This is a genomic window from Monashia sp. HAY1-2A, assembly GCF_056755315.1.
The window spans coordinates 1-6,660 of record NZ_JBNDHY010000205.1 but is presented as its reverse complement, the minus strand read 5'-3'; the positions used below and the strand labels follow the sequence as shown (position 1 = coordinate 6,660).

General features: G+C 74.5%; 8 protein-coding genes. 6 read left to right on the top strand and 2 right to left on the bottom strand.

Annotated features, from left to right (window positions below; all coding sequences use genetic code 11):
* Both ACPYOM_RS20280 and ACPYOM_RS20275 read left to right on the top strand, forming a co-directional pair.
* Positions 1–667, top strand: a 667-nt coding sequence (locus ACPYOM_RS20280) for a mannosyltransferase YkcB-related protein (protein ID WP_481347328.1), incomplete at its 5' end; no start/stop codon positions are given.
* A 43-nt stretch (positions 668–710) separates the two neighbouring features.
* On the top strand, positions 711–1,205 hold the full coding sequence (locus tag ACPYOM_RS20275; protein WP_481347327.1) for a GtrA family protein: 495 nt from the start codon (positions 711–713) through the stop codon (positions 1,203–1,205).
* 29 nt (positions 1,206–1,234) lie between these two features.
* Here the strand turns inward: ACPYOM_RS20275 and ACPYOM_RS20270 are convergent, their stop codons facing one another.
* On the bottom strand, positions 1,235–2,332 hold the full coding sequence (locus tag ACPYOM_RS20270) for an MBL fold metallo-hydrolase (protein ID WP_481347326.1): 1,098 nt from the start codon (positions 2,330–2,332) through the stop codon (positions 1,235–1,237).
* A 178-nt stretch (positions 2,333–2,510) separates the two neighbouring features.
* Here ACPYOM_RS20270 and ACPYOM_RS20265 point away from each other — a divergent pair, with 178 nt between their 5' ends.
* From ACPYOM_RS20265 to ACPYOM_RS20250, 4 genes are all read left to right on the top strand, one after another.
* Positions 2,511–3,080, top strand: coding sequence for a toxin-antitoxin system HicB family antitoxin (locus ACPYOM_RS20265; RefSeq protein ID WP_481342783.1), 570 nt, complete (start codon positions 2,511–2,513; stop codon positions 3,078–3,080).
* Between the two features lie 88 nt (positions 3,081–3,168).
* On the top strand, positions 3,169–4,038 hold the full coding sequence (locus ACPYOM_RS20260) for a DUF4097 family beta strand repeat-containing protein (protein ID WP_481347325.1): 870 nt from the start codon (positions 3,169–3,171) through the stop codon (positions 4,036–4,038).
* Positions 4,035–4,343, top strand: a complete 309-nt coding sequence (locus tag ACPYOM_RS20255) for a hypothetical protein (RefSeq protein ID WP_481347324.1) — start codon at positions 4,035–4,037, stop codon at positions 4,341–4,343. The genes ACPYOM_RS20260 and ACPYOM_RS20255 overlap by 4 nt, the downstream gene beginning before the upstream one ends.
* 127 nt (positions 4,344–4,470) lie before the next feature.
* A complete protein-coding gene (locus ACPYOM_RS20250; protein WP_481347323.1) occupies positions 4,471–5,109 on the top strand; it encodes an FMN-binding negative transcriptional regulator in 639 nt (212 codons plus the stop codon).
* A 104-nt stretch (positions 5,110–5,213) separates the two neighbouring features.
* Here the strand turns inward: ACPYOM_RS20250 and ACPYOM_RS20245 are convergent.
* Positions 5,214–6,660: NAD(P)/FAD-dependent oxidoreductase (locus ACPYOM_RS20245; RefSeq protein WP_481347322.1), on the bottom strand; the 1,447-nt coding region annotated here is incomplete at its 5' end.

The window sequence follows — 6,660 nt, the reverse complement described above, 5'->3', positions numbered from 1 at the left end:
GTGGCTGCACCTCGCGGCGGTGCCCCTCGTCCTCGCCGGTGCGCTCGTGGCCGGCCTCGCCGGACCGGCCGCGTACACCGTGTCGACGACGGCGCAGGGCCACACCGGCTCCATCGTGACGGCCGGTCCTGCGGGCTCGCACCGCGGGGGTCCGGGCGGTGGCGCTGCCGGCGCGTTCGCCGGCGGTGCTCCCTTCGGCGGCCTGAGCCAGGGCAACGGCAACGGCACGGCGCAGCAGGGTGGCCCTCGGGCCGGACGGGGCGGCCTCCTCGACGCGTCGACGCCGAGCACCGCGGTCGTCGCGGCGCTGTCGGCCGACGCCGACCGGTACACGTGGGTGGCCGCGGCCGTCGGGTCGCAGACCGCCGCCGGACTCCAGCTCGGCACGCAGCTGCCGGTCATGGCCGTCGGCGGGTTCAACGGGTCCGACCCCAGCCCGACGCTCGCCCAGTTCGAGCAGTACGTCGCCGAAGGCCGGATCCACTACTTCGCCGGCGGCGCAAGAGGGTTCGGCAGCCAGAACGGCGGCAGCAACGCCTCCTCGCAGATCGCGTCGTGGGTCGAGCAGAACTTCGTGAGCGTCACGATCGACGGCTCGACGTTCTACGACCTGACCCGGCCGCTGACGGACTCCGCATCCGCCCCCGGCGCCACGACCGTCCAGTGACGACCGCACGCACAGCGCCCCCCACGACACAGGAGGACCTCCGATGACGTCCCTGCCGACGCCGCGAAACCGCCTCTCCCAGCAGGTCGTCCGGTTCGCGGGCGTCGGCGTCCTGTCGACCGTCCTGCACCTCGGCCTCTTCGCGGCCCTGGTGCGGGGCGGCGTCGGGTCGATCCTCGCCAACGGCCTCGCGCTCGTGGTGGCGACGGTGGTCAACACTGCGCTCAACCGGACCTGGACGTTCGGGGTCACCGGGCGCCGACGCCTCGTGACCCACCACGGGCAGGCCCTCGTCGTCTTCGGCATCACCTACGCAGCGACGACGGCGGCGCTCGCCGCCCTCGCCGCGGTCTCGCCTGGCGCGGGCACGCAGGTCCAGACGCTCGTCGTCGCGGTCGCCAACGTCCTGTCGACGGCGGCGCGCTTCGTCGCCATGCACCGGTGGATCTTCCGTCCCTCACCGCCCCAGACCGCCGAGCGGTCACAGCCGGCAGGGCTGGAGCCGGCGGTGTCCGCCGGGGACAGCCCCGACCGCTGACCGGCCGGCGACCGTCGACGGGCTTCGGATCAGTCGTGGTCGTCAGGACCGGCAGCCTGCTCCCACCAGGGTTCCTGGTGGGCGGCGACGACGGCGTCGACGTCACGACCCGACAGGTCGACGCGGGTGCCCACGACCGGCGCGACGAGACGCACGCCCTTGTCGGCGGCGACGCGCCGGGCCCACCGGATCGGCTCGCTCCACCAGTGGTGGGCCAGGTTGAAGGTGGCCCAGTGGATTGGCAGCATGACGGCGTCGGTCGCGCCCCGGTTGACGTCGAGGTGGGCCGCGACGGCCTGCTCGGGGTCGAGGTGGATGTCCGGCCAGTGCACGCTGTAGGCGCCGACCGGGATGATCGTCAGGTCGAACGGGCCGAGGTCGGTGCCGATGTCGGCGTAGCGGTGCGTCGGCCCGGAGTCGCCGCCGAAGAACACGGCATGGCGCGGACCGCGCAGCGACCACGCCGCCCACAGCGTCTGGTCGCGGACGAACCCGCGGCCGGAGAAGTGCCGCGCCTCGGTGCACGTCAGGGTGATGCCGGCCACGACGGTCGACTCGCGCCAGTCGAGCGAGGTGATGCGCCCGGCGGGCACGCCCCAGGACCGGAGGTGCTCGTCGACGCCGAGGGGCACGACGTACAGCGGCCGGTGGGTGCGCTCGAGCATCGTGATGGACGGCTCGTCGAGGTGGTCGTAGTGGTCGTGGCTGATGACGACGGCGTCGAGCGGCGGCAGCTCGGCGATGGACCCGGGGACCGGGTGCAGGCGCTTCGGGCCGACGAGCGTCGACGGTGAGGCCCGCTGCCCGAAGACCGGGTCGAGGAGGAAGCGGGCGCCGTCGACCTCGACGACCGACGTCGCGTGGCCGTACCACGTGACGGCGAGGTCGGCCGGCTCGGCCGGGTGCTGGGGCCGCACGAGCGGGACGCGACCGGCGGGGCGGCCACGGCCGCGCTCGCGCCACATCGTGCCGAGCACGCTGCCTGGCCCTTCGGCCTCCGGGGCCGCGCCGACGTGCGGCGGCTCGTGCGCCCTGAACCGGCCGTCACGGTAGTTGGGGGAGGCGGTCACGCGGGCGCGGACGGCGCTCGTCGTGGCGCCCATGCGTCGCAGGATCGGCAGCTGCACCGGGTGTCCTCTCGGGGTCCGCTCGGGGACCGGGTCGGTGGTTTGGGCGACGGAAACCGGGCCGCGCGAAGGTGGCGACGGTCGGCCAGGGCTCCATTCTGCGGGTTTGCCGCGTCGCGTTACCGATGACGCCGCCATGGTGTTGACGTGACACCACAGTGATGTCATAGTGATGCGTATGGACATCACCGAGCACGTCGACACACTCCGGCGGGACCTGGCCCGAGCCGCCGAGGCGATGGGCCCAGAGCTGGGGCAGGCGGCCGAGCGCCTCGGGTACGCGCTCGACTCGTCGGCGCGTCTCGCCCTCCTGGACGCCCTGTCGCACGCGGCGGCCGAGATCACCAACGAGCTCGACGGCACGTCGGTCGAGGTGCGCCTCCAGGGCCGCGAACCCGTCTTCGTCGTCGTCGGCGCCGGCCCGGCCGCCGTCGCCGTCGACGACACCCAGGCCGTGCGCTCCACCGACACCACCGCGCTGCCGGCCGACGAGGAGGGCGCCGAGACGGCCCGCATCACGCTGCGCCTGCCCGAGGCCCTCAAGGGTCGCGCCGAGGACCTCGCCGCGCAGCGCGGACAGTCCCTCAACACCTGGATCGTCAACGCCGTCCGCGCCGCGGCGCACGGCAACCCCCCGGCTCCCGGCTTCCCCGGCTTCCCACCGATGCCGCCGGGGCCGCAGCTGGGTCCGGGCGCGCCGGGCCGCAACCGCTCCTCGAACAAGCGGGTCCAGGGCTGGGTCCGCTGACCCGCCTGCCTCCGGCACCACCGACCACCACATCCCGCGCCGGCACCACCGGGCCACGTCCCGACCGGCACCACCGAAGGGAACCACCATGAGCGACACCCTCGAGACCCGCTTCGACACGACGGGTCCCGTCAACCTCAAGGTCGAGCTGCTCGTCGGCGACGTGACGCTGACCGCCACCGACGCCTCGGCAACCGTCGTGCGGCTGGTCCCGCACGGCCACAAGGGCGCCGAGCTCGCCGAGAAGTTCACCGTCGAGGCGCACGGCAACGACGTCGTCGTCCTGTCCCCGAAGCTGCGCGACTCGTTCTTCTCGCTCGGCACCAAGGGCTCGGTCGACGTCGAGGTCGAGCTGCCCACCGGCAGTGCCGTCGAGGCCCGCACCGGCGCCGGTGACATCACGGCATCGGGCCTGCTGGGCGAGGTCCGCGCCAACACCGGGGCCGGCGACCTCACCTTCCACGAGGTGGCCGCCGCACACCTGAAGTCAGGCTCCGGCGACCTCACGCTCCAGTCGGCGCGGGGGGACGTCAACGCCAAGACCGGGTCCGGCGACGTCTCCATCGGCTCGGCCGGTGGCCGCCTCGACCTCGTGACCGGCAGCGGCGACATCGCGCTGCGCCGCTCCGACGCCCCCGTCAAGGCGAAGACCGGCTCGGGTGACCTGCGCATCGACGCGAGCACCGGCGACCTCGAGCTGATGACCGGCACGGGCGACGTCGACCTCGGGGCCGTGCACGGCGGCCAGGTCCAGGCCCGCACCGGCACCGGCGACGTGACCATCGGCGTGGCGCACGGTGTCGCGGCGTTCCTCGACCTCAACAGCGTCACGGGCGACGTCGACGTCGACCTCGAGTCCTCCGACGGACCCGGCGACAGCGAGGCGCGCGCCAGCCTCACGGTCCACTCCGGCAGCGGCGACATCCACGTCAAGCGCGCGACGGCGAGCCTGGCATGAGCGCCGTGAAGGGCATGACCCTGACTCCGCAGGAGGCGCTCGCCCGCGACGTCATCCTCCAGCGCTCGGCGGCGCGGCACCACGCGCCCCGGCGCCAACGCCGCCACGTGCGCGCCGCGCTCCTGCTGCGGCGGCTCGCCGAGCGCCTCGACCCCGGTGCGCACGGTGACGACGCGGCCGCGCGCCGCGGTGCACACGGGGACGCACACGGCGGCGCGCCGGTCGTCACGCGGTCCGGCCACGACCGTTCGGCACCGCGGCCCTGGCAGGCGCAGCCTCGCCGCTCGCCGCACCGCCACTCCTGACCCCGCTCCCGCGGGCCGACGCCCACCCGCCGACGCTTCCCGGCCGGGTGGGCGTCCGGCGTCGCGGGTGGCGTTGCGGCTGCCCTGCTCGCCCGGTGCGCACGGACCGGCGTGCGACGATCGAGCCATGTACGTGCCCCGCGCCAACGCCATGGCCGACGGCGAGATCCGCCGCTTCCTCGACGCGCACCCTGCCGGCCACCTCGTCACCGTCGGCCCGGACGGGCGGCCGGACGCCACGCTCCTGCCCGTCATCGTCGACGAGGAGCCGGAGGGCAGCCTGCGCGTCGCGGGCCACGTCGCCCGGTCCAACGAGCAGTGGACGCGGATCGCCCCGGGCTCCGCCGGGCTCGTCGTCGTCACCGGGGCGGACGCCTACGTGTCGCCGGGCTGGTACGCGAGCAAGCGTGAGCACGGCCGGGTCGTGCCGACCTGGAACTACAGCGAGGTCCAGCTCTCCGGTGCGGTGACGGTCCACGACGACCCCGGGTGGGTTCTCGACGTCGTCACGCGGCTGACCGAGCGGCACGAGGCCGGCCGTGCCGCGCCGTGGGCCGTCACGGACGCACCGGCCAGGTGGGTCCGGGGCCGCCTGCGCGCCATCGTCGGCGTCGAGCTGCGCGTCGAGCGCGTCGAGGGCAAGGCCAAGCTGTCGCAGAACCGGTCGGACGCCGATCGTGCCGGAGCCATCGCCGGCCTGCGCGACGAGCCGGGCGCCGTCGCGCACGTCGTCGCCGACGCCATGGCGGACGCCCTGTCGAGCTGACCGCCTGATCTGGAAGCCGTTGTGGCACAGATGCGCCGAGGCATCGGCGAGTCAGTGGCTCGCCACGACGACCGTGGTGCGCCACCGCGTCGACGCGGGGCGCCTCATCGAGCGGTGACCCGCTCCGCGGTCGGCGACCAGCGGGCCGGGTCGAGCCACGCGTGCACGAGCGGCACGACCGACGCGCCCTCGCCGCTCGCGGCTGCGACCCGCTTCATCGACCCGGCCCTGATGTCGCCCGCCGCGAAGACCCCGGGCACCGTCGTCTCGAGGCTCTCGGGGGGCAGGTCGCCGTTCCAGCGCGCCTGCGGCACGTCGCGGCCGGTGAGGACGAACCCGCGCTCGTCGCGCGCCACCGCGTCGGGCAGCCAGTCGCAGTGGGGCGCGGCGCCGATGAGCAGGAACAGGCCCCGGCAGTCCCGCGTGGTCTCGGTGCCGTCACGGGTGTCGCGGACGGTGACCCAGCCGAGACGGCCGTCGTCACCGGGCCCGCCCGCGACGACCTCCGAGCAGCCCTGGACGGTGACGCGCGGGTTGTACTCGATCTCGCCGACGAGGTAGCTCGACATCGTCTCGGCGAGGCTCTCGCGCCGTACGAGGATCGTCACCGAGCGGGCGAACCGGGCCAGGTGGATCGCCGCCTGCCCCGCGGAGTTGCCGCCGCCGACGACCACGACGTCGTAGCCCTCCATCTCGCGGGCGGCCGTCATGGCGCTGCCGTAGTGCACGCCGAGGCCGACGAGCCGTTCGATGCCGGGGGCGTCGAGGCGCCGGTACGTGACGCCGGCCGACACGACGACGGCCCGGGCCAGCACGTCGCCGCCCTCCGTGCAGAGGCGGTGCGGCGTGGGCACACCGGCGTCGTCGACCTCGCCGGGTACGAACGACGTGACCGGCCAGCCGGTGAAGAACCGGGTGCCGAACCGGATGGCCTGGTTGCGGGCCCGCTGGGCGAGCCGCATGCCGGAGATGCCGCGCGGGAAGCCGAGATAGTTGCGGATCATCGACGACGTACCGGCCTGTCCGCCGACGGCTTCGGCCTCGAGCACGACGGTCGACAGGCCCTCCGACGACGCGTACACCGCGGCCGCGAGACCTGCGGGTCCCGCGCCGACGATGGCCACGTCGACGACGCGGTCGACGTCGACGTCCGCCGGCCGACCGTAAATGCGGGACGCGACGTCGCGGACGCTGTGGGCCACCCCGACGCGCTGGCCCAGGTCCATGACGAGCGGGAAGTCGGGCTCGCCGCCGCCGGCGACGTGGAGGTCGAGGACGTGCCGGCCCTTGTCGCTGTCGGGCGGGTAGACGCGGTTGGGCATGCCCATCCGGTCCAGGTAGTCGCGGATGGCGAGGGTGAGCGCGTCCTCGACGGGCGAGACGATGGCGACGGCAACGGCCTCGGGCTCGGCCACGGTCGAGCCCCAGTCGGACAGCAGCTCGCACAGGGCGGTGTGGAACTCCTCGTCACGAGGACCGCGGGGCATGAGCAGGTAGGCGTCGTACTTGCCCTTGGCCATGCCGCCGCGGAGCCGGTCCGCGTCCTCGCGG